Origin of the sequence: Candidatus Palauibacter sp. (genome assembly GCF_965197445.1) — a bacterium.
Classification (GTDB): Bacteria; Gemmatimonadota; Gemmatimonadetes; order Palauibacterales; family Palauibacteraceae; genus Palauibacter.
This window is the reverse complement of record NZ_CBDANE010000003.1, coordinates 618029-639641: the sequence shown is the minus strand read 5'-3', so window position 1 is coordinate 639641 and position 21613 is coordinate 618029. Positions and strand designations below refer to the sequence as shown.

Below are 21613 nucleotides of genomic sequence, written 5' to 3'. Positions count from 1 at the left end.
CTTCAAGGAAGTCAACAGTAGTCACCTGTACACGACATGAAATGTCACGCGACAGCGAGGGGACCGACACCATGGGCGGCTACACGGTCGGAGAACTGGAGCGGGACACGGGGTTCAGCCGCAGGACCATCGCCTACTATGTGCAGCTGGGGCTGCTGCCCAGAGTTGGCCGGCTGGGGCCGAAGACGCGCTATCCCGAGCAGGTCCTGGACCGTCTGCGCTTCATCCGCCGGGTGCGGGAGGCGCAGGAAGCCGGGGAGCTGCCGCCCGTCTCTCTCAGCGACATCCGCGAAGCGTTCGAGCGCGTGTCACCGGGGCTGATTTCCGGCGTCGCGGACGGACGGATCGCTGTGACCGGGGAGATCTTTTTCCTGCGCCACTCCGGCCTGTCCTCTCCGTGGCGCCGTCTCGCCGCGCTGAAGGATCGTCTGGAGGTCAGGGAGCCGGAGGCCTACGTGCGTGAATCGATTCGGCAGGGACTCCAGCGGTACGGCGCGGAGCCCGTGCCCCAGTCCGCGCCCCGCTCGGACGCGTTTGGTGAGGGCGAACCGCGCGCGTACAGTCCCCTGCGCGAGGCGGACCGCGGCGACGATCGCGAGCTCTCGGAACTGCTCGCGGAGCTGGAGGACCTGGCGGGTTCACGCGGCGAGATTTCGCTGTCTTCGGTGGACACCTGGTCCCGGATCGAGATCACTCCGGACATCGCGCTCTCGGTCCGCGGGCTCGCGGAGGGGGACGAGGAGTTGCTCGAGACTCTGGGACGGAAGCTCCGCCGACTGGTCCGGCGCGCTCAGGACTCGATGTCGTAGAAGCTCTCGACCGGCGGCGGCGTCGCGGGGACGGGATCGGATGCGAGCCGGTCGCCCGGCGCCGGACGCCACGGGGCGGCGGCGACCCGGCGAAGACCGGCGCTGCGGTCTGCCATGGCCGCGACGAGCCGGGTCGCACGGTCGAGGCGTTCGGTGATCTCCTCCTCGATCGGTTCGAGACTCCAGTCGTCTCGCTCCATCACGTGCCCGAGGGCGATGCCGTCCGAGCGGGGGAGGATCCCGATCCGGCCGCCGCCCGGCGGGCTGCCCTCGAGGCTGTAGTCGAGTTCGGGTTGGGGGGCGAGGAAGGTGAGCTGGCCCTTGATGGGCGTCATCGTCTCGTCGCCGAACAGGGCACGGGAGCCGAGGCCCGTACAGTTGGCGATGAGCGCTTCGTCGAGCGACGTGAGGTCGCGGGGCGTGCCGAAGTCGCGGATCCGCACGCGGCCGCCGAACAGGAGGAACTCCTCCATCAGTCGGTCGAGGTAGATCGAGGGCTCGATGCGCAGGGTCGGTCGGCGGAGCGCGTAGGTGCCGGGGAAGGGGTGTTCTCCCGGCTGCAGCACGGTCGCACCCACGTCGAGCCCGGGGTCGAGGCCGCTCTCGACCTCCGCCAGGCCCGATTCTTCTCGTTCGGGACCCGACAGGCGGTTCCTCCACGTGTAGGTCGTCATCCACGATACCCCGCGTCCCGCCCCGGCGAGCAACTGGAGCTGCCGGTACGAGGCACGGACGGCGCGGTCGAACTGCGCGTCGAAGGCCGGGGTCCGTTCCGGGGCCGACACAAGGTTGGAGAGCGGAGAAAATCCCGCGTAGGCCATGTTGGACGTCGTGTCGGGCGGGAGGGCGCGCGCGTAGATCGTCACGTCGAATCCGCGCCGCTGAAGCTGTCGCGCGGTGGCGAGGCCGACGGCGCCAGCTCCGATGACGGCCGCCTGCCGGGACGGATGACGCTCGGCCAGTTCGGCGACGAGCAGGCCCGTTCCCCATGACAGAGAGATGCCCGCCCCGCCGTGGCCGTAATTGTGGATCACCGTCTTCTCGTCCAGCCGCTCGCTCGCCACGCGGAAGCCCGCCGGGCGGAAGGGTCTCAGCCCCACGGTGGTTCGGATGACGCGGTCCGGGGAGACGCGGAGGAGGGGGAGGCTCGGAGCGCCCGCACCCGGCGGGTAGCGGCGCCAGGCACCGCTGCAGCCGCTGACTCCCGCGCCCAGAGCGGCCGTCCCCACGGTTCGGATCAGCGTTCGACGGTTCACTCGCCGAAACTGGCGCGAACCACCCGAATCGGCCAGATGTCGCTACAGGTCTTCGGCGAGGCGGCGGAGCGTGGCGGAGGCGACGGTGTCGAGCCGCTCGTCGTCCGCGAGTACGGTGCCGAAGGTGATGGCCCAGCCGATTGCTCGTACGACGAGGGCCTCCGACGCACCGTAGGATTCGAGGCAGGCGGTGCGCGCGGTGCCGTCGTCGAACAGCATCCAGACGGAGCCGAGGTCGGTCGCCACATCGCCCGCGCCCAGGTCGCCCCAGTCGATGACCCCCGAGAGAACTCCGTTGCGGACGAGGATCACGGACTGCTACATCGTTTCCAGGTCTCCGGCGCGCACCCACCCGACCTTCCCGTCCTCGAGCACGATCTCGAGCCACTCGCTGGAGCGCCGGTCGATGCGGACGACGGTGCCTTCGTGGATCGTGAACAACTGCAGCGACGGATCGTCGGAAGGCGCACTCTGAACCGCGGCCTCGGTCCGGAGGATCACGCCGCGCCCGGCCCGTCCGATGCCGAACTCGCGGATGGCGAGGTTGGCGCCCGACACGACGGTGAGTACGGCGGCCGCAATTGCGACCCGCGCCGTCCACGGCCGCGGCCCGGCGGCGGAGACCAGTCTGTACAGCAGCGTGGAGACCAGCACGAGGTACGCCAGCGCCACGATCGCGATCAGCCAGGCCCGAGGCACGAGTCGCACCGCCCAACTGACGACCCGCGGCACCCAGAAACCGGGGAGCGGCGTAATCTGGTCGGCGGTGAGCGATCGCGCGAGTTCCAGATTCACGCGCACGTTCTCGTCGCGGGGAAGTGCGATGCGCGCCCGCTCGTAGAAGAGGATCGCTCGACCCAGCTCTCCGAGCTTGAAGTAGGCGTTGCCGATGTTGTAATGGAGTTCGCCGCTCTCCAGCCCGTCGTCGAACAGCCCGAGATAGGCGTCGAGGGCGCCCTGGTAGTCTCCCGCCTGATATAGCTGATTCCCCGCCTGGAATCGGTCGGCGGGGGCCATGGCCGAAGGGGCATCCTGCAGCGCGGCCAAGCCGGTCGCGAGGGCCAGCGGGACCGCGGCGGCCAGGAGCCCGGGTCGGTGGCGGGCGGTTCGGCGCGCTCTCATCGGAGCTCCCGGCCCAGCGCGGAAAGCACCGCTTCTGCCCGGGCGAGGAAGGCTCTTCGCTCCTCGATCTCGGTGCCGGTCGGAGCGAAGCGCTGACGGTCGCAGGCTTCGAGCACCGCGAAGTACTCGTCGACGGTCGCGCTCGCCGCGCCCCGGCAAGCCAGGTCGTCGCGCAGGTCATCGCGGATGATCCCGGCCGCCGAGGTGTCGAGCTTGTCGGCTGCGAACCCCTCCAGCGCCAGCGCCGCCTCGGCGTAAAAGGCCCGGGCGTCGTCTCCGCCCGCCAGACCGGCCGCCCGGGCGAGCCGCTTCTTCGCCACGCGAGCGGCCCGGCGGTCCCGCGCGTAGGCCTGGTCGCCGGAGAGCCGGTCGCGCCGGCGGCGCAGCCCGGCCGCGCCCCCGATCATGCCGACCGGCGCCAGCGCGACGATCCAGAACCACGCCTGGTCGAACAGCGTCTCGCCGCGGCGGCGGAACTGCGGCGTGTCGATCCGGATGAAGCGGATGTCAGAGCGCAGGGCCTCGACCGAGCCTCGCGCGCGAGCCCCCGGGAGCGCGTCCTCGATGGCCCGGCCGGTGACCCTCAGGTCGAGCGGCGACGCCGAAGCGGTCTCGTATCGGCCTGCTGCGGCGTCGAAGTAGCCCAGGTCGACGCCCGGAATCGTCAGCGTCCCCGGCGCGCGCGGGATCAGGACGTACTCCCACGTCCGGGTGCCCGATACGCCCGCGTCCGACGTGCGCAACCGGTCCGTCACCTCGGGCGGAAAGGCCTCGACCGTGGGCGGAAAGGCGAGTTCCGGCGGCGGCAGCGCCTTGAGGTTGCCGGCGCCCGACACTTCCACGCGCAGAGTCACGGCCTCGTTCGCGGCCAGACTGTCGCGGTCGACCGCACTCTCGACCGCGAGGTCGCCCACGAGTCCGGTGAACCCGGCGGGTCGGCCATCGGCCGGGAGTGGAAGCACTTCGATCTCCACCGGAGAGGAAGCGGCCCCCGCCGATACGACATCGCCGAACAGGGACCCCCGGTTGAAGAAGTTGCCGAAGATGTCGTCGAAGCTGTCGCGCGAAGGGCGCCGCACCCGGACCTGCGCCTCGATCGCCAGTGGCTCGAGCGTCTTCGGGCCGGGTCCGGTCGGGTACAGCGCCACCTTGCGGACGATCGCGGTGGCGTACGCCTCGCCGTCCCGGACCACCTGTTCAACCTGCGGCTGCTGCGGCAGTTCGAATTCCTCCACCCAGAAACCCGCCGTGGCCGGGAGCCGCGTCACGCCGTACGAACTCACATTGACGCGCGTATAGAGCCTGTACTCGACGATGACGGGCTCGTTCTCGCGCACCTGCCGCTTGTTGGGTTCGGCGACGATGAAGAGGTCATCGGGGCCGACCGTCCCGGGATCGGACGGTCGTGGCACGACGCCCCCCGCCCGAGGCTGAGGCTGTGCGGCCGCGGACACCCGGAGACTGAGAGGGTCGGTCGTGAGCGTCCTTCCCCCCACCTCCACCGTCACCGGTCCGATCTCGAACGTCCCCTCCGCCGTGGCCTGAAAGCGGTACTGCACGGTAAGAGAGACGGTCGTCCGCCCGTTCACGATCCGGACCGAGGACTGCGTCCCGCTGCTCAGGTAGGCGGCGAACGGGCTCATATCCGGGAGCTGCGGATCCTGGTCGAACCGTTGAACTCCCTCGAGCACTACGTTGAGCGTGAACGCCTGTCCGACGCCGACTTCCCCGCGGTCGAGGTGTGCCGAGGCCGTGACGTCCTGCCCCGCCAGCGAGGTCGGAGTCAGCGCGCAGGCCACCAGCCACAGCGCCGCGGCGGGGGCGTTCGACAGCCGGAAGGGGAGCATCCTCATCACCAGTCTCGGCGCGGCCGGGTGCCGCGTACCGGCGTCCGGGGCTTCCGGTTCACCTCGTCCTGATCCTCCTGGATCGCGCTCAGCAGACGCTCCGCCTCCTCCCTCGTCATCTGACCCGGCGGCGGGGTGTCCGTCTCGGGTGGCTGCTCCGAATCTTCCGGGTTCGGCTGATCCTGCGGATTCCGGCCCGGATCCTGCTCGGGCTGCTCTGGGTCCGACTCCTGGTCCTGCGGGTCGTCCTCGCCGTCACCCTGTTGTTGTTGCTGTTGCTCCTGCTCCTGCATCTGTTCGAGCACACGCTCGAGATTGTGTTTGGCGTCGAGGTCTCCCGGGGCCGCGCGCAGCGCCTGCTTGAACGCTTCGAGACTCTCCGGCAGGGCGTCCTGGCGGTAGAGCGTGTTCCCGAGGTTGTACCACGCGGCGGCGGCCAACTGCGGGTCTCCACTCTCGACCGCGGAGCGGAAGGACTCCAGCGCGGATTCGTAGTTCTCTCCCTGGTACAGCGCGTTCCCGTCGTTGAACCGGATGATGGGTGAAGCCGGAGCTTCGAGCAGTGCCTCGAGGTATTTCTCGTGCGCCTCGGCGAACCGCCCTTCCTCGTAGAGACGATTTCCCTCGCGCGTCCCGGCCCGACCCGCCTGTCCCTCGACGGCAGCGGGTGCCCCTGCCGCGACAGCCGCGATAACGAAGAACCACGCGCGTCCCCCGAGTCCGCCACCAGCCATGCTCACGAAAACCTCCCTCTCCAGGCCCGCGTCGTCTGTCTTCGATCGCTCCACAGACCCTCCAGAAACAATAGAAGAATCGCCGCCCCGAGGAAGATCTGGAACTGTTCCTCGAATTGAGTGACCTCGCGAGCGTCGATCTCCCGCCCGCCGAGCGCCGCGATCTCGTCGATGAGCGCCGTCAGTTCGCTCGCCTCCGGAGTACTGCGGAACAGCTGTCCACCCGTACGCTGGGCGATCTGCCTGAGTGTCGCCTCCTCGAGGCGCGTGGTGATGACGGCGCCTTCCTCGTCGCGCTTGAAGCCGGTCTGCGCGCCGCGCCCGTCGAATTCCGGGATCGGCACGCCGTCCGTCGAACCGATGCCCACCGTATGGATGGTGACCCCCGATCTCGACCGCTCGCTCCACCGCTGTCTCGATCCCCCCCTCGTGATCTTCGCCGTCCGTGACCACGATGATGATCCGCTCCTCGACCGGCGCATCGGAGAACGCGTCGAGGGCGAGTTCGAGCGCGGCCCCGAGGTCTGTGCCCTGAACCGGGGCCAGTTCCGTGTCCATCGCGTTGAGAAAGAGCCGCGCGGCCCCGTAGTCGGAGGTCAGGGGACTCTGGACGAACGCCTGGCCGGCGAAGGCGATGAGACCGATGCGGTCCCCGTCCAGCCGCTGGATCAGGCGCTGGATCTCGAGCTTGGAGCGCTGCAGGCGGTTGGGGGCGATGTCCTCCGCCAGCATCGACGTGGACAGGTCGAGCGCCACGACGATGTCCATGCCTTCGCGGCGGACGGTCTCCACTCGTGAGCCGAACTGCGGCCGCGCCATGGCCACGACCGCGAACCCCAGGACCGCGAGAAGCGCGACCCCCTTCCAGACCCGCGCCCGGTGGTTGACGGTCCGACTCAGCTGCCGCACCAGAGCCAGGTCGCCGAAACGCGACAGGGCACGGCGCCGGTCGGCTGCGCCCCGCCACATCAGCGCGGCCACCAGCGGGATCAGCGCCAGTCCGAACAGTGCCGTGATGAACCCGAACCGAAACATGACTACACCATCCTCCTAGGGCAGCCTTCTGAGGATCGTCTGAGCGAGCCCGATCTCGATCAGCAGGAGACCGAGTCCCGCGGCGAGCGGGAAGTGGAACAGCTCGCCGTATCTCGTGAAGCTCTGGACGTCGATCTCCGTCGTCTCGAGCTGGTCGATCTCCTCGTAAATGTCCGCGAGGCTCTCTCGGTCCGTGGCGCGGAAGTACCGTCCGCCGGTGACCTCGGCGACCTCCGTGAGCGTGGGTTCGTCGACGTCCACCGGAATCGAAACGAGACGCCGCCCGAACACCGGGTCGTCGACCGGGACCGGGGCCGTCCCCCGCGAGCCGGCCCCGATGGTGTAGACCTTGACCCCCAGCGCCTGGGCCATACGGGCGGCCGTGGCCGGATCGATCTCCCCGCGGTTGTTCCGGCCGTCGGTGAGGAGGACGATGATCCGTGACTCGGCCTGGCTCGACTCGAGACGCTTGAGGGCGGTGGCGAGCCCGAGTCCGATCGCGGTCCCGTCTTCGACCATGCCCACCTCCAGTTCGGCCATCACGGCGGAGACGGCGAGGTGGTCGATCGTGAGCGGGGCCTGCGTGAACGCCTGCCCGGCGAATACGACGAGCCCGATGCGGTCGTTGCGGCGGCGTTCGACGAAGTCGGCCGCGACTTCCTTGGCGGCTTCCAGTCGGTTGGGGGTCAGGTCCTGGGCGAGCATGGAACTGGAGATGTCGAGGACCATGACGATGTCGATCCCCTCCGTCGACACGTTCTCGACCGTGGAGGCGGATTGCGGACGGGCGAAAGCGATGACCATCGCGGCGAGCGCGAGAAGTCGCAGCACCAGCGGCACATGCCGTGTGCGACCCGTCCGCCCGGCGCCGGCACGGCGCAGGAGCGACAGGTCGGGATAGCGCAGGGCACCGCTCTTCCGACCGCCCCTCGCCAGGTGACGGTACGCAAGCGCTGGCACGAGGAGGAGCAGGAGGAGCAACGCGGGGTCCGCGAACCGGTAGATCATGGGACCGCCGCCTCCACCGGTTCCGGCTCGACCGGGGGCGGCGGGACGAACTTCGTCCGCTCGACCAGCTCTCGCGCGTCCTTGAGGATGTCCCGGCAGGCTGCGGCGTCCGGCCGCCATTTGGCGAACTTCACCAGGTCACAGGCCTCGAGGAAGCGCTGGAACGCCGTTCTCGTTTCGGGGTCGACCCCGGCTCGCCCCAGCCCGGAGATCACGTCCGGCGTAATCATCTCCATCGCCCAGATCCGGTAGCGTCCCTCGATGTAGGTGCGGATGATCTGGGAGACTTCGATGTGGTACTCCTTGATCTTGCTCCGTTGCAGCAGGGGGGAGCGCTCGAGCCGGCCCAGCGCTTCGAGCGCGATCTCGTGCGGCGGCCGGGCCGGCTCGGGTGGCTCGGAGCCGCCGGCGTCCGAAGCGCGCCGCCGCCACCGGAACCACCACAACCCGAGGCCGGCAAGCGCCAGGGCCAGGAGTATCCACGGCCACAGGAGCAGCCAGTTGCGGGCTATGGTGCGGGGCCCCTTCACGTCGCGGATCTCCCCGCCCTCGTCGAGTCCGACGGTCGTCACGCCGATTACCACCGGATCGGTCGAGACGGTGACGGTCCGGTCCGCACCGTCCGTGAGTTCGAGGTCGAACGAAGGCACCTCGAGTTCGCCGAGTTCGAACGCGGTCACGCGAAGGAGCGCCGGCGTGCGCAGCCCGCCCCCGGAGGCTTCAGGGGCCCCCACCTCGAGCGTCAGCGCCTCGAACGCCCCGAGCCCCAGCGAATCCGGCCAGCGCACGGAGAGGTCGGCCGGGTGTTCGACCGACAGCCGCAGCGTGAGCGGGTCACCCACGTGGATCTCGGTGGTGTCGGCCTCGATCGTCACGCGCGGCGCCTGTCCGCGTCCCTCCTCGGCCGCCGCGAACGCCAACACGACACCGACAACGCCAACAAGGACGGGCCTCATACGCGCCGTCCCCGGTCCTCGAAGAATCTCATCAGCGGACGCAGGTACGGGCGTCCCGGGCTCAGATCCACGACGTCCACGTTGCTGCGCCGGAACGTTCGGTCCTGCCTGGCGCGTTCCTCGGCCCCCCGATCTGCGAGCGCCGCGCGAAACTCCCGGTCCGACGTGTCGACGACGAGCCGCTCGCCGGTCTCCGCGTCCTCGAGTTCCATCAGGCCGACCGGCGGAAGCTCGGACTCGCGACGGTCCCGCACGCGGAGCGCGATCAGGTCGTGCCGGCGCCCGGCCACCCCGAGTGCCTTCGCGAACGGTCTCGATATGAAATCCGACACGACGAAGACGACGGCGCGCCGCCGGATGAGCCGCGAAAGGTATTCGAGCGCCGCCCCGACATCCGTCTCCCGACCCTCCGGTCTGTGGTAGAGCATCTCGCGGAGCACGCGCAGGACGTGCCTCCGTCCCTTCCGTGGCGGGACGAATTTCTCCACGCGGTCGCTGAAGATGATGAGTCCGACCTTGTCGTTGTTCTTGATCGCGCTGAAGGCGAGAAGGGAGCACACTTCGACGGCGAGGTCTCCCTTCATGCGCTCGCTCGTGCCGAAGTCGCCGGAGGCGCTCACGTCCACGAGCAGCATGACCGTCAGTTCGCGCTCTTCCTCGAAGATCTTGACGTGTGGCGTGCCCGTGCGCGCGGTGACGTTCCAGTCGATGGTGCGGATGTCGTCGCCGTAGTCGTACTCGCGGACCTCGGCGAAGTTGATCCCGCGCCCCTTGAACACGGAGTGGTATTCGCCCGAGAACACCTGGTCCACGAGCCCTCGGGTCGTGATCTCGATCCGGCGGACCTTCCTGAGGATCTCCCGTGGAATCATCCCTCGCCCCCGAGCCTCCGAATGCCTAGGGGACCTCGACGCTGTCGAGGATGCGGTTCACGACATCCTCGCTCGTGACCTCCTCGGCCTCGGCCTCGTAGGTGATGAGGACGCGGTGGCGGAGCACATCGAGGGCGACGGAGCGCACGTCTTCGGGCGTGACGTAGCCCCGGTGACGGAGAAAGGCGTGTGCGCGGGCCGTCCGCGACAGGCAGATGCTGGCACGGGGCGAGGCTCCGTAGGCGATGAGGTCCGCCAGATCCTCGAGTCCGTGCCCGGATGGGTCACGCGAAGCGAACACGAGCTCCACGATGTACCGCTCGACCTGATGGTCCATATAGATGAGGTCGACGGCGCCGCGCGCCCGCAGGATCTCTTCGGGCGTGACGACCGGCCGCGTCTCCGGGGCGGACCCGACGCCCATGCGCCGCATGATCTCCAGCTCCTCGTCCTTGTCCGGATACCCGACGGAGAGCTTGAGCATGAAGCGGTCCACCTGCGCCTCGGGCAGCGGATATGTCCCCTCCTGCTCGATCGGGTTCTGCGTCGCGAGCACCAGGAACGGGTCGTCGAGGGGGTAGGTCTCGTCCCCGATCGTCACCGTCCGCTCCTGCATGGCCTCGAGCAGCGCCGACTGCACCTTGGCGGGGGATCGGTTGATCTCGTCGGCCAGGATGATGTTCGAGAAGATGGGACCTCTCCGGGTCAGGAACTCACTGCGCTTCGGGTCGAAGATCAGCGTTCCGATGAGGTCGGCGGGAAGGAGATCCGGTGTGAACTGGATCCTCTGGAAGCCGGTGTCGATCGCCTGGGCGAGCGTGCGCACCGTGAGGGTCTTCGCCAGTCCGGGCACGCCTTCCATCAGTACGTGGCCATCGGCGAGCAGTCCGATCAACAACCGCTCGACCATGTACTTCTGGCCCACGATGACGCGTCCCACCTCGTCGACCAGCCGCTCGACGAAGGCACTGTGCTCGCGGATCTTCTCCTGGATCGCCTCGATGTCGTGACTCACTTCGGGTGCTTCCCCTCCTCTCCAACAGGTATCAGCGCCAACAACGGGCGGCCGCATGGATGGACAGCTTATCGAATTCCGGCGTTGCCCGGAGCGGATTGTCCGAATCCGCGTTGACGCGGGCTCTCCCCGTGAGCACCCTGACGTACGACCCTTTCGCGAGGAGCGCCGTATGGAGGCCAGCCAGGTACAACGTCGTGACTTCCTCCGCTGGCTAGCGGCCAGCCCTCTCCTGGCCTCGTTCGGCGGTTGCGATCTGGGCCTGATCGGCCAGGCGATAGCGCAGGAGGCGTCGTCCCGGTCGCTGGACGACCTCGTCGCCTCGGCGCAGGAGGCGCTCGATGTGTTCGACCTCGAACAGGTCGCGGCGCAGACGGTGCCCACCGCTCACTGGGGATACATCAAGACGGGTGTCGATGGGGAGGGGACGCAGGCGAACAACCGGGCCTCGCTGGAGCGGATCTATCTTCGCGCCCGTCGCCTGGTCGACGTCTCGAATCTGGACATGCGGGTCTCGATCTTCGGTCGGGAGTGGCCGACGCCGCTCATGATCGCGCCGGCGGGGAGTCAGGGCGCCTTCCACCGCGACGGCGAACTGGCCACCGCGCGGGCCGCGGCCGCCCGTAACCACCTGCAGACGCTCTCATCCGTGAGTTCGACGGGCGTCGAGGCGGTGAACGAGGCGAGGGGGGAACCCGTCTGGTATCAGCTCTACGCGCCGCGCTACTGGAACGCCACCGTCGACCTGGTGAACCGGGTCCGTGAAGCCGGCTGCCCCGTGATCGTGCTCACGGTCGATCTGCTCGGTGGCAGCAACCGACTCACGTTGGAGCGGTATCGGCGGATCGACGATCGCAACTGCGAGAGCTGTCACCGGAGCGGCGGGCGCGCGGACCCCGTCAAACCGATGTACGAGGGGCTGCCGCAGGGTCCGCCGGACAGCGGGGGCCCGACGATGACGTGGGACTACGTGCACCGGCTCAGGGATATCACCGACCAGCGGATCGTCGTGAAGGGCCTCGTCACCCGCGAGGACGCGGAACTGGCCCTTGAGCAGGGTGTCGACGGCATCTGGGTCTCCAACCACGGCGGCCGCGCAGAGGGCAGCGGCCGCGCGACGATCGACGCGCTACCAGAGGTTGCGGAGGCCGTTGCCGGCGAGGTGCCGATAATTGTGGACGGGGGCTTCCGCCGCGGAACGGACCTCTTCAAGGGCCTCGCGCGCGGCGCCACTGCCGTCGCGATCGGCCGCCCCTACCTGTGGGGACTGGGCGCGTTCGGTCAGGCGGGCGTCGAACGGGTCCTCGAGATCCTGATCGAGGAGTTGCGGATCACGATGGGCGCCGTCGGCACTCCGTCCCTCGCCGACATCGGCCCCCACTCCATCGGCGTCGACTGAGAGAAGCGTTCCCGCGGGAACGTCAACGGGGGCTCCGCTGCTTCAGGGGCCGATGCCGAGACTCATCGCGACGTACACCAGCGCGATGAAGATGATGGGGAGCAGCGTGACGCCAACCGCGGTGGTCACGGCGGCCCGGAAGAGCAGGGGGCCGGCGGGGAAGAGTCCGCGGCCGAAGAGCTTCTGGAGTCCGATCTCGGCTATGGGGCCAAGCGTGTAGGACACGTTCGCCGCGACCAGCCAGAATATGCCGGACCGGACCCAAAACAGGGGTTCGAAATCGCCGTTCAAGCCCATGATCAGCGAACCGACCGTCATCGTCACGATTCCGGTCGCGCCGACGATGAGGTTGCAGGGAAGACGGCGCTTCTCCCACCAACCGATGATCGCCCAGACGCGGCGCTCGGCGGGAGCCGGGTAGAGGAAGTCACCGAGGGCGGTATCTGTCAGGTTTTCATGCTTCATTACAGCTACAAACCCAGAAGGGTCGCGACGGTTCCGATCATGAACAGGAGAATGGGAAGCAGGGTCACGCCGACGGCGATCGTCACGCCCGCCCGGAAGAGGAGGGGTCCGGCGGGGAGGAGGCGTCCGCCGAACATCTTCTCCAGCGCGATCTCGGCCACGGGACCCAGTGAATAGCACAGGTTCGCCATCACGCCCCACCAAATGGCCCCGCGGAACATGTCGACCGGCTGAAGTTCGGCCACCAGCGCCGTGAACAGCGCACCAACCGTCATCGTCACGAGTCCGGTGGTGCCGACAATGAGGTTGTAGGGGAGGCGACGCTTCTCCCACCAGCCGATGATGGCCCCGATCCGACGCTCGGCGGGGGCCGGGTAAAGGAAGTCCGCGAGGCAGGTGCCTCCAGGGACAATGCCCTGAGTCAATGCGGGGGAAGGTTTCGGATCTGTCAGGATGTCGTGGTTCGTCACAGTCTCACTTCGTGCGCGTGGCTCGAACTCGGCGTGGTCAGGCCGTCATACGGTTTTGTGCGCTCCGGGTTCCGTGCGGTTAGCGCTGGAGGCGCAGTACGAACAGGCCTTCGGCCTCGCTGGTGACAATCAAAAGGCCGCTCTCAAAATACGGGTAGTTCGACCAGGAGCCGCCGAAGTCCGCCGCGTTCGTGCCCGGTACCGTGTCGAAGAAGGCGAGTTGCACCGGGCTCTCCCTGGTGGTGATATCGAGGATCCTGATCCCGAAGTTGTAGTTCGAGGAATAGAGGAGGTCGTCGCGCACGTAGATATTGTGATCGATGGCCTTGTTGGGTCCGTAATGCTCGCCGGCCAGGACGGGATCGTCGAGATCCGTCAGGTCCCAGACCAGCATGCGGGAGTTCGGCACCAGCCCGTAGTACTCGTCGAGTTCGTCGTTCTGGTAGAAGAACCGGTGCTCTTCGTCGAGCCATCCCTGGTGGACATACGAGGCATGCGGATAGTCGGCGGTCGACACCGTCGTCGGATCGGTTTTGTCGGTGACGTCCGACACGACAATCTTCGTCTCGTTCGACCCGACGCAGATCTCCCGCCCCGCGTACGCCGCGTCCGGGCCGTGATAGGTCACGCATTGGACATCGTGCGTGTAGCCGCCCCCCCGCCATCCCGTGCCCCGTGTGGCGTGGCAACCGGCGAAGGCGGGCATCTTCGGGTTCGAGAGGTCGATCATGTGCAGGCCGCCTCCGCACGTCTCCCCCCCGTCGCGGCTCCCGACAGCATAGGCAAAGCCGGTCTCCTCGTTGATCGCGATGTTGTGGACCGAACTCACCCTCGTGTAGCGACCGTCGGGCTGGAGCTCGGTAAACTCGCTGAGGTCGCGCAGGCGCGTGAGATCGAGGATCTGGACGCCATGCTCCAGAGCGTTGTCGGCCACGATGTAGGCGTGGTCCGCGTAGACCTTGACGTCGCGCCACCTGCTCGGATCCGTCGGGGAGGGGAGGAACGCGAGCGGCTGCGGGTCCCACGGATCGGAGAGATCGACGATTGCCAGTCCGTCGGTCCTCCCTGCGAGCGCGTATTCCGTCCCCGTCACGGGGTCGGTCCAGCCCCACACGTCGTTCAGGTCGTGCGGGTACGATCCGGGTCGGAGTGCGCCGACTGTCAGCCGTCCGAGAAGGTCCAGACCCTCACAGGGATAGAAGCCGGCCCTTCCATCGACGCAGGCGACCGTATGAGCGGACTGCCGCACGGACACGGAGACGGTCGCGTTCGCCGGTCCGGAGGTCGCGGCCACCGTCGCCTCGCCCTTGCCGATGGCGGTCACGAGCCCGGTCGGATCCACCTTGGCTACGGCGGAGTCGCTCGATGACCACGCGACTTCCGCCCCCTGGATCGTGTGGTCCAGGGCGTCCCGCACCGTGGCAGCGAGCCGGGCGGTATCCCCCGGCGCCTCGAGGCTCAGCGGGTCTGGAGATATGGCGGCGGACGCGGCCTCCTGACGGATGGACACGGGGATGGCCGCTTCGGCCTGTCCGGAGGTCGCCGTGACGGTCGCCTCGCCGTTTCCGACCGCGGCCACGAGCCCGGTCGAGTCCACCGCGGCAATGGCGGGATCGCTCGACGACCAACCCACGTTCGCGTCGCGGACGACGTTGCCGCGGGCGTCCAGCACGGTGGCCGAGAGCCGGGCGGTATCCCCGAGCGCCGCGAGGTTGATCTGACCGGGCGAGATGACGGCGGTGGCGGCGGCCTGGCGGACGGAGACCGGGACGTTCGCGCTTGCCTCGCCGGAGCTGGCGGTCACCTCCGCTGCGCCGTTGCCGACCGCTGTCACCAGTCCTGCGGCGCCCACCGTCGCGACGGCCGAGTCGCTTGACGACCACGCCACCTGGGCCCCAGGAATAGCGCGGCCCGACTGATCGCGTACGTCCGCCGCCAACTGCAGGGTCTCGCCGAGCGCCGACAGCTGAATGGTCGAGGGACGGATCGAGACCGACGTCGCCTGTGGCGCGGGAGGTGCGGGCTCCGCGGGACTCTCTCCGCACGACAGCGCCGCTGCGCAGACGACTGCCGGAGCGGGAAACCGGAAGGGTCGTTTCGAGAGCATCGCAGGGCGGCCTCCGAGTTCGCTCCGGGGGCCGCGTGGGCCCCCGGAGCCTGCCGGCAGAGTACGGCTCAGCGCACCGAGGCCGTCAGCTCGCGGATCGCGTCGGCGAGGAGTGCCAGGCGCCGGGCGTCTCCCGGCCCCGCCGCGTTCGCCGCGCGCCGCGCGTCCTCGTCGAGTGCGCCGGCCACCGCATCGAGTTCGTCGAGCGTGGCGCTTCGCTCCGTCCCCGACTGGCTCTCCGCCTGGTCGAGCAGCGTCGCCACACGCTCTCCGCGCTCAGTCCCGATGCCGCTGCTGCGCTGCATCTGGACCAGGTAGGATCGAGCGACCGCGAAGCTTGCGGGCCAGGTGAACCGCTCCTGGTTCTGCACGTTGGAGTCGCCGACCATCACCGACATGGCCGCGTCGATCTCGGCCTGCGAGAGGTGCTCGCTCGCCGCCAGCTGGAACACGTCCACGCCGCGTGCGATCTCCGCGCCGTAGATCGATCCGTTGTGCCAATAGGCCGACCAGTAGCCGCCGCTCAGCATCTCCACCGCGTCGAGCGGACCCCGGTCGAAGTAGGCGATCTCGAACGGATTCTCGGGATCGGTGAAGTCGAAGATCGAGAGGCCGCCCTGGTACCAGCCCTGCACCATGATGTCGCGGCCGGGAACCGGAATCATTGAGCCATTGTGCGCGACACAGTTCTCCTGCTCCGTCTGCGGGACCGGCAGCTTGTAGTAGCCGGCCAGTTCCATCTTGCGGTCGCGAATCGTGAAGATCGCGTTGGCGCCCCACGTCTCCGGGTCCGACCCCCGGCATCGCGGTGCCCCGCCGCCGCCCCATTCGTCCGTGAAGATCACGGCTGTGCCATCGTTGTTGAAGGTGGCCGAGTGCCAGTAGGCGAAGTTGGGGTCGACCACCTGGTCGATGCGCACCGGGTTCGCCGGGTCGGAGACGTCGAGCAGGATCCCGTTGCCCGCACAGGCGCCGGCGGCGAGTCCAAGGTCCGACCGCACGGTGATGTCGTGGCACTGGTTCGTGAGACGCGTGCTCTGGCTTCCCTCTCCGTGGTCGCCGCCCGACCACAGGCCGGCGATATCCCCCGTCTCGGCGTCCGAGAAGATGCGCGGCATGTTCACGATCTCGGCGTTCTCAGGCGCGTCGACGGGAACCTCGATGATCTCGATCCTGAACAGCGACGTGTTCTGGTCCTCTTCGGCCGGAAGGCCCGAGCAGCCCGGAAGTTCGCTCGCCGAGCGCACGCGCCCCGTCCCCGAGATGTAGATGAAGACGTGCGAATCGTCGTTCGGATCGGTGACCAGCGTGTGCGTGTGGGAGCCCCGGCAGCTCTGCACGGTCTTCACCTGGCGCGGATTCCGGATGTCGGAGATGTCGAAGATCCGGATCCCCTGCAGGCGCACGGCGCTCACGGTGTCCTGGACCCCTTCCGTGCCGCAGTCGAGCCGGGCCGAGGTCTGCTGGACCGACATGAAGAGGAGGTTCTCGTGCACGCTCACGTCACCCTGCCCGCCGGGGCAGACGACGGCGACGACGAGTTCCGGCTGCGCGGGATCCGAGGCGTCGAAGACCTGGAAGCCCCAGTAACTGCCCTGGAAGACGAGATCCCCCTGGAACGCGAGGTCCGAGTTCGTCGGTCCGCGCCCGCCGGCCTCGTCGGTGAGGAACGGGTCGGGCTTGGGCAGGCTGATCAGCCGCTCGAGGTTGCCGATCGCCATGCCGGCATCGTGGAGGCCGGGCGCGAGCCCGATGCGGGGATCGTCGGGATCCCACTCCCACACGGCTTCGGGAGGCGGCGGGGGCGGGTCCTGTGCAGCCAGGTCGCCCACGTTCACCAGCCCCGCAAGCGCCAGCCCCGGCAGGAGGGCGCTCCATGTGATCCGGCTCCGCGCCGTCAACGTCGTTCTGCCTGACATCTCGTTACCTCCCGTGAGTAAGTCCCGCAGATTCCCTCTACAGCGGCGTTCCCGCGCCGGTCAGGGAATCCTGTTCAGCATCTCCCGCATGCGCAGGATCTCCATGTCCTGGTCGGCGTCGACATCCGCCGCGAAGCGGTGAATCTCGGTCTCCTGGCCGCCGCCCACGCTCCCGAACAACTCGGCCACCATCATCAGCGCGCCCTGATGATGTTTGATCATTCCCTCGAGAAAGAGCCGGTCGAACTCGGCCCCGCGCGCCGCGGCGAGCGCGGCCATCTCCTCGCGCGACAGCATCCCCGGCATGAGGGCGCCCTCGCCGAGTCCGTGCGCGTGTGCGGCGCCTACCATCGGGGCTGTCTCGCCCCGCCGCTCGAGCCAGCGCGTCATCCAGGCGATCTCGTCTCGCTGTGAGATCTCGATGCGGCGGCCGAGCAGGTGGAGCCGTTCGTGGCCGGTTCGTTCCGGGATGAGCGCAGCCATCTCCAGCGCCTGAGCGTGATGCGGGATCATGCCCTGCATGAAGCGCACGTCCGCCGGGCTGAACGTAGGGTGCCCGAGCGATGCGGCTTCCTCCACGGTGAGCAGGCGGGAAGCCTGGCCGGGAGCGCCCGGCTGCACCGTTCGTATCTCCCTGTCGCCGGCCGCCGTGCGGCACGCCGCCAGCGTCAGAAACACGAGGCAGATCCGGTGTAGCAAAGCTAGTTGTCTTCCTGCGTCGCGAGCTCCGCTTTGGCCGCGCGCACCATGTCGCGCACGTCGGCCAGCAGCTGCTTCGCGTCGTAGACGATCCCATCCTTGATTGTGAACCTGATACCGCCGACCCGCTCCACCTCACCGGTCTCGTCGTTCAGCTTCACGGCTCCGGTCCCGTACAGGACCTTCAGATTCTCGAGCGGGTTCTCCTCGACAACGACGAAATCCGCCTTGAGTCCGGCGCGGATCATCCCGAAATCGGGCGCCATCCCCTTGGGGTCGTTCAGCTCCTGCGCGCCGTGCAGCGTCGCCGAGCGGATGACCTCGACCGGGTGGAATCCCGCTTCGCGGAGCAGCTCGAACTCCCGGATGTAGTCGAAGCCGTAGAGCTTGTAGATGAAGCCCGAGTCCGAGCCCGTAGTCACCCGGCCGCCGCGGTTCTTGTACTCGTTCAGGAACTGCATCCACACCGTGTAGAAGTTCCGCCATGCGACCTCGTCCTCCGAGGTCCAGTAGAACCAGTACGACCCGTGCGCGGCCCGGCTGGGCTGGTAGAAATCCATCTGGCTCGGGAGCGTGTACTCCTCGTGCCAGTCCGCGTTGCGCGCCCGCATCACGTCCCGGCTCGCCTCGTAGATCGTCATCGTCGGATCGAGGCCGAACCCGAGTTCGAGGAAGCGTTCCTGGAGCGCATTCCAGCTCTCGGAACCCGGCCCGTCGACCTGGTCCCAGAGGCGGGCCACGCCACCGAAGCGGTGCTGCTCGTTCTGGTAGTTGTAGTCGAGCGGCCAGTCCTGGATGCTGTAGTCCGACAGCATCGACTCGAAGAGTCCGTAGTAGTGCGTCATCATGTCCAGCCCGACCTCTGCCGCGTCGAGCGCGGTCATCCGCCCCACCCCCATCTGGCCGAGGTGGGCCACGGTGCCGAGTCCGTGCTGGTGCGCCTCATCGATGAGCGCTTCCATGATCGGGGGGTCGTAGGAGCCCAGCTTCAGGCCGTCGATCTTCTGGCCCTCGACCTCCTGTGCCGCGGCCCAGCGTACCCACTCCCGCGCCTTCTCCGGCGAGTCCACAGACCCCTCGTCCCAGGCCTCGCCGGGTCGCACGTAGGTGTACATGCGCGGCGCCACGATCTCGTTGCGGGCGGCCCTGGCCTTCTCCTCCAGCGCCCACATCATCGGCCCGTGGCCGACCCCGCGGGAGGTCGTGATTCCGTGCCCCATCCAGAGCTTGTACACGTACTCGGGCTGGGGCGCCTTGGGCACGCCGCCGGTGTGCGCGTGCATGTCGATGAACCCCGGCATGACGTAGTGCCCGGACAGGTCGATCTCGTGCACGTTCGCGTCCGGGCGGTCCTCGACCTCGACGTCAGGGCGGCGATCCTCATTGATGTCCAGCCCCGGGAACCCGACGCTGCGCACGGAGGCGATGCGGTCGCCCTCGATGACGATGTCCACCGGACCCTGTGGAGGCGCACCGGTGCCGTCGATCAAGGTCACGCCGCGGAGGATCAGGCGATCGTAGGGACCGTCGCCCTCGTCGGCGCCGCGGGGTGTCGTCTCGGGTCGTTCGTCCTGCGCGCGTGCAGACCCGGCAACGAACAGGAAGACCGCGGCGGCAATCACGGCGCGGCGGCAATTCCAAATGGTTCTCATGGTTTCTCCATTGGTTTGGGCCCACGGGATAGTCACGAAGCGGAGGTCACCTCCGCGATGTTGCTCTCCCGAAGCAGCTTTATGCGGAACTCGGTGAACTCTCCCGGCTCGCTCTCGACTTCGAGTTCGCCGCCGTGGCCGACGACGATGTCCCGTGAGATCGAGAGTCCGAGGCCCGTCCCCTGCGTCCCGGACTTCGTTGTGAAGAAAGGTTCGAAGATCTTCCGGACGATGGAATCGGGGATCCCGGTGCCATTGTCCCGCACGCTCACGACGACATGGTCTTGGTGGCCCTGGGTCTTGAGCGTCACGGTGGGCGAATAGGAGGGGTCGTCCTCATCCTCGCGCCGGGCCGCCGTGGCATGACAGGCGTTGGTCACGATGTTCAGGAAGACCCGGCTCAGATCCCGGGCGATTCCCGTGACCTGTCCCGCGTTCTCATCGAATTCCTTCACCAGCGTCACGTTGAAGGCGGAGTCGGTGCCGCGGAGTCCGTGGTAGGCGAGCTTCGCGTATTCGTCCACGACCCGGTTGACGTTCATGGTCTCCTCCCCTCCCGGCTCGTCGCGGGAGTGGGCCAGCATCCCCTCGACGATGCGGTCGGCCCGACCGCCGTGCTCGCGAACCTTGCTCATGTTCATGTCGAGGTCGTCCAGGATTTCGACTACCAGTCCCTTGTCCAATTCGCCGTTGCTCCCCGTCCCGTCGGCCATCTCCTCCTTCAACTCGTCGACCAGTTCCCTCGACAGGGCGGCGAAGTTGTTCACGAAGTTGAGCGGATTGCGGATTTCGTGGGCGATCCCCGCCGTGAGCGCGCCCAGCGACGCGAGCTTCTCCTGCGTGACAACCTGCTGCTGGGTGCGGCGAAGGTCCTCGAGTGTCTGTTCCAGGGCCGAGTTCTTGGCCTGGACCTCCTCGGCGAGTTGCTCCACGAGGTTCAACCTCTGGACCTCGAGGGCATGCTGCCGAAACACCTCCAGAGCGCCCGCCATGTCGGTGACCTCGTCGTTGCCCTCGACCTGGACCTGCGCTTCGAGGTCGCCCTCCGACATCCGCCGGGTGGTCTCGAACAGTCTGTGGAGCCTGACGATCAAGGGCTGTCCGAAATGCCTCCAGGCGATGTGGGCCGCTCCGAGAGTCACCACCGTGACCCCGAGGAGGAACCAGAATCCGAGTGTCACGAGGAGGCTGGAACGGCTTGCGGCCTGTGCCGCGGCCACCTGGACGCCGTCCACCAGCCCCTCCACGCTCGACACCAGCTGGGCCGTCGTGGTCCGATTCCGGGCCAGCAGGTCCTCGGCCCGGTCGATCTCTTCCAGTTCGCGTCGGCGGGTCGAAAAAATGCCGGTCGGTCCCCCATACAGGTCCGCGAGGACATCGACCTGCAGAGAAAGACTGTCCCGCATGGGGGGCCGGATCTCCTCGAGCGCTTCCTGAACGTCGCTCAGCGCCGTCGCGACCCGTTCCTGGTCAGCGAGAAGCAGTTCGCTGTCCGTCTCCGTGAACGCCTGCTGAATCAGCGTCGTGGCCTCGTTCTGGGACGCCTTGAAGCCGAGCAGGCCGGAGTAGTGTTCGAACTCGGCGAGGGCGGTCCGGCGGGCCAGCGGGGCGGGCACATCGTCGAGTTCCCGGAGCCCGGTGTGGATGAAGAAGTACTGGTCGTCCACCTCCTCCTCGAGCCGCGACTGCAGCCGAAAACCCGCCGCCTCCACTTCGGCTCCCATCTGGCCGAGGAGCGCCTGATGGCTCATCCGGTTGCCGACCGACTCGTGGATCTCGTTGAGGCTCTCTACAAGATCTTCGGCCAGACTCCCGACGCCTCCGTCCTCGCTCCCCTCGATGCCGACCCGCCCGACCAGGGCCAGGAGGCTGTCCTCTTCGGAGATGACCGCGGACCGCACGTTCTCCAGTTCCTCCGGGCTCGCGGCGGCCAGGAGTTGCGGCGACGCGCGCACGAGCGCCTCGCTATGCTCGAACAACCGGAAGGCGTCGACGAGGGCCGGCATCTGCTCCTGCGTGACTTCGCTCTGTCCGCGCTGTACGACGCTCATCAGCAGCAGGACGAGGAGAATCGCCCCGAGGGTGAGGGTGACGCCCCCGCCCAGTCCCACGACGACCTGGCTCCCGATCCCGAAGCGGCCCCCGGTCGCCTTCCGCGCCTTCTCGCCGAGCTTCCCTGGGATGCGGCCCAGAATCCACTCGAAGACGGAGTAGATGCGGTCGTTGACCGTCTTCACTGTCGGGTCCT

Annotated in this window: 19 protein-coding genes and 1 pseudogene; 2 read left to right on the top strand and 18 right to left on the bottom strand. The window is 68.0% G+C overall.

Annotated features, from left to right (window positions below):
* The first annotated feature begins 41 nt into the window (after positions 1 to 41).
* Positions 42 to 809, top strand: a complete 768-nt coding sequence (locus tag ACN9M6_RS03520) for a MerR family transcriptional regulator (RefSeq protein WP_419161523.1) — start codon at positions 42 to 44, stop codon at positions 807 to 809.
* Here ACN9M6_RS03520 and ACN9M6_RS03515 read toward each other — a convergent pair.
* From ACN9M6_RS03515 to ACN9M6_RS03465, 11 genes and pseudogenes are all read right to left on the bottom strand, one after another.
* Positions 791 to 2065: an FAD-dependent oxidoreductase gene (locus tag ACN9M6_RS03515; protein WP_419161522.1), complete on the bottom strand. Its 1275-nt coding sequence runs from the start codon at positions 2063 to 2065 to the stop codon at positions 791 to 793. The genes ACN9M6_RS03520 and ACN9M6_RS03515 overlap by 19 nt on opposite strands.
* Positions 2066 to 2107: 42 nt before the next feature.
* A complete protein-coding gene (locus ACN9M6_RS03510; RefSeq protein ID WP_419161521.1) occupies positions 2108 to 2377 on the bottom strand; it encodes a phosphotransferase in 270 nt (89 codons plus the stop codon).
* A 6-nt stretch (positions 2378 to 2383) separates the two neighbouring features.
* The gene (locus ACN9M6_RS03505; protein WP_419161520.1) at positions 2384 to 3187 is read right to left on the bottom strand and encodes a tetratricopeptide repeat protein; all 804 of its coding nucleotides are present in this window, start codon (positions 3185 to 3187) and stop codon (positions 2384 to 2386) included.
* A complete protein-coding gene (locus tag ACN9M6_RS03500; protein ID WP_419161519.1) occupies positions 3184 to 5040 on the bottom strand; it encodes a BatD family protein in 1857 nt (618 codons plus the stop codon). The genes ACN9M6_RS03505 and ACN9M6_RS03500 overlap by 4 nt, the downstream gene beginning before the upstream one ends.
* Positions 5040 to 5768, bottom strand: coding sequence for a tetratricopeptide repeat protein (locus ACN9M6_RS03495; RefSeq protein WP_419161597.1), 729 nt, complete (start codon positions 5766 to 5768; stop codon positions 5040 to 5042). The genes ACN9M6_RS03500 and ACN9M6_RS03495 overlap by 1 nt, the downstream gene beginning before the upstream one ends.
* Before the next feature lie 2 nt (positions 5769 to 5770).
* Positions 5771 to 6136, bottom strand: a complete 366-nt coding sequence (locus ACN9M6_RS03490) for a hypothetical protein (protein WP_419161602.1) — start codon at positions 6134 to 6136, stop codon at positions 5771 to 5773.
* A gap of 88 nt (positions 6137 to 6224) precedes the next feature.
* A pseudogene (locus tag ACN9M6_RS03485) lies at positions 6225 to 6500 on the bottom strand (VWA domain-containing protein); the annotation flags it as partial.
* Between the two features lie 318 nt (positions 6501 to 6818).
* Positions 6819 to 7811: a vWA domain-containing protein gene (locus tag ACN9M6_RS03480; protein WP_419161518.1), complete on the bottom strand. Its 993-nt coding sequence runs from the start codon at positions 7809 to 7811 to the stop codon at positions 6819 to 6821.
* Entirely contained in the window at positions 7808 to 8767 is a 960-nt protein-coding gene (locus tag ACN9M6_RS03475) for a hypothetical protein (protein ID WP_419161517.1), read from the bottom strand. The genes ACN9M6_RS03480 and ACN9M6_RS03475 overlap by 4 nt, the downstream gene beginning before the upstream one ends.
* Positions 8764 to 9639: a DUF58 domain-containing protein gene (locus tag ACN9M6_RS03470; RefSeq protein WP_419161516.1), complete on the bottom strand. Its 876-nt coding sequence runs from the start codon at positions 9637 to 9639 to the stop codon at positions 8764 to 8766. Before ACN9M6_RS03470 ends, ACN9M6_RS03475 begins: the two co-directional genes overlap by 4 nt.
* Before the next feature lie 25 nt (positions 9640 to 9664).
* Positions 9665 to 10654 carry an AAA family ATPase gene (locus tag ACN9M6_RS03465; RefSeq protein ID WP_419161515.1) on the bottom strand — a complete coding sequence of 330 codons (990 nt, stop codon included), beginning with the start codon at positions 10652 to 10654 and terminating at the stop codon, positions 9665 to 9667.
* Positions 10655 to 10826: 172 nt separating this feature from the next.
* Here ACN9M6_RS03465 and ACN9M6_RS03460 point away from each other — a divergent pair, with 172 nt between their 5' ends.
* Positions 10827 to 12053 carry an alpha-hydroxy acid oxidase gene (locus ACN9M6_RS03460; protein ID WP_419161514.1) on the top strand — a complete coding sequence of 409 codons (1227 nt, stop codon included), beginning with the start codon at positions 10827 to 10829 and terminating at the stop codon, positions 12051 to 12053.
* 42 nt (positions 12054 to 12095) lie between these two features.
* Here ACN9M6_RS03460 and ACN9M6_RS03455 read toward each other — a convergent pair whose 3' ends face one another.
* The 7 genes from ACN9M6_RS03455 to ACN9M6_RS03425 all read right to left on the bottom strand — a co-directional run bounded on the left by ACN9M6_RS03455 (position 12096) and on the right by ACN9M6_RS03425 (position 21602).
* Positions 12096 to 12518, bottom strand: a complete 423-nt coding sequence (locus ACN9M6_RS03455; RefSeq protein ID WP_419161513.1) for a hypothetical protein — start codon at positions 12516 to 12518, stop codon at positions 12096 to 12098.
* 5 nt (positions 12519 to 12523) lie between these two features.
* Complete coding sequence (locus tag ACN9M6_RS03450; RefSeq protein ID WP_419161512.1) at positions 12524 to 12943, bottom strand: hypothetical protein; 420 nt, start codon at positions 12941 to 12943, stop codon at positions 12524 to 12526.
* 124 nt (positions 12944 to 13067) lie between these two features.
* A complete protein-coding gene (locus ACN9M6_RS03445) occupies positions 13068 to 15095 on the bottom strand; it encodes a choice-of-anchor B family protein (protein ID WP_419161511.1) in 2028 nt (675 codons plus the stop codon).
* A 68-nt stretch (positions 15096 to 15163) separates the two neighbouring features.
* Positions 15164 to 17014, bottom strand: a complete 1851-nt coding sequence (locus ACN9M6_RS03440; protein WP_419161510.1) for an LVIVD repeat-containing protein — start codon at positions 17012 to 17014, stop codon at positions 15164 to 15166.
* Positions 17015 to 17074: 60 nt separating this feature from the next.
* A complete protein-coding gene (locus tag ACN9M6_RS03435) occupies positions 17075 to 17692 on the bottom strand; it encodes a DUF305 domain-containing protein (RefSeq protein WP_419161509.1) in 618 nt (205 codons plus the stop codon).
* 23 nt (positions 17693 to 17715) lie between these two features.
* The gene (locus ACN9M6_RS03430; RefSeq protein ID WP_419161508.1) at positions 17716 to 19365 is read right to left on the bottom strand and encodes an amidohydrolase family protein; all 1650 of its coding nucleotides are present in this window, start codon (positions 19363 to 19365) and stop codon (positions 17716 to 17718) included.
* Positions 19366 to 19397: 32 nt separating this feature from the next.
* A complete protein-coding gene (locus tag ACN9M6_RS03425; protein WP_419161507.1) occupies positions 19398 to 21602 on the bottom strand; it encodes a sensor histidine kinase in 2205 nt (734 codons plus the stop codon).
* Between the last annotated feature and the right edge of the window lie 11 nt (positions 21603 to 21613).

Coding starts and splice junctions, on each gene's coding strand:
- ACN9M6_RS03440 (WP_419161510.1), bottom strand. CDS start 17,014: ATGTCAGGCAGAACGACGTTGACGGCGCGGAGCCGGATCACATGGAGC.
- ACN9M6_RS03455 (WP_419161513.1), bottom strand. CDS start 12,518: ATGAAGCATGAAAACCTGACAGATACCGCCCTCGGTGACTTCCTCTAC.
- ACN9M6_RS03520 (WP_419161523.1), top strand. CDS start 42: ATGTCACGCGACAGCGAGGGGACCGACACCATGGGCGGCTACACGGTC.
- ACN9M6_RS03430 (WP_419161508.1), bottom strand. CDS start 19,365: ATGAGAACCATTTGGAATTGCCGCCGCGCCGTGATTGCCGCCGCGGTC.
- ACN9M6_RS03495 (WP_419161597.1), bottom strand. CDS start 5,768: ATGGCTGGTGGCGGACTCGGGGGACGCGCGTGGTTCTTCGTTATCGCG.
- ACN9M6_RS03470 (WP_419161516.1), bottom strand. CDS start 9,639: ATGATTCCACGGGAGATCCTCAGGAAGGTCCGCCGGATCGAGATCACG.
- ACN9M6_RS03500 (WP_419161519.1), bottom strand. CDS start 5,040: ATGAGGATGCTCCCCTTCCGGCTGTCGAACGCCCCCGCCGCGGCGCTG.
- ACN9M6_RS03475 (WP_419161517.1), bottom strand. CDS start 8,767: ATGAGGCCCGTCCTTGTTGGCGTTGTCGGTGTCGTGTTGGCGTTCGCG.
- ACN9M6_RS03505 (WP_419161520.1), bottom strand. CDS start 3,187: ATGAGAGCGCGCCGAACCGCCCGCCACCGACCCGGGCTCCTGGCCGCC.
- ACN9M6_RS03445 (WP_419161511.1), bottom strand. CDS start 15,095: ATGCTCTCGAAACGACCCTTCCGGTTTCCCGCTCCGGCAGTCGTCTGC.
- ACN9M6_RS03460 (WP_419161514.1), top strand. CDS start 10,827: ATGGAGGCCAGCCAGGTACAACGTCGTGACTTCCTCCGCTGGCTAGCG.
- ACN9M6_RS03480 (WP_419161518.1), bottom strand. CDS start 7,811: ATGATCTACCGGTTCGCGGACCCCGCGTTGCTCCTCCTGCTCCTCCTC.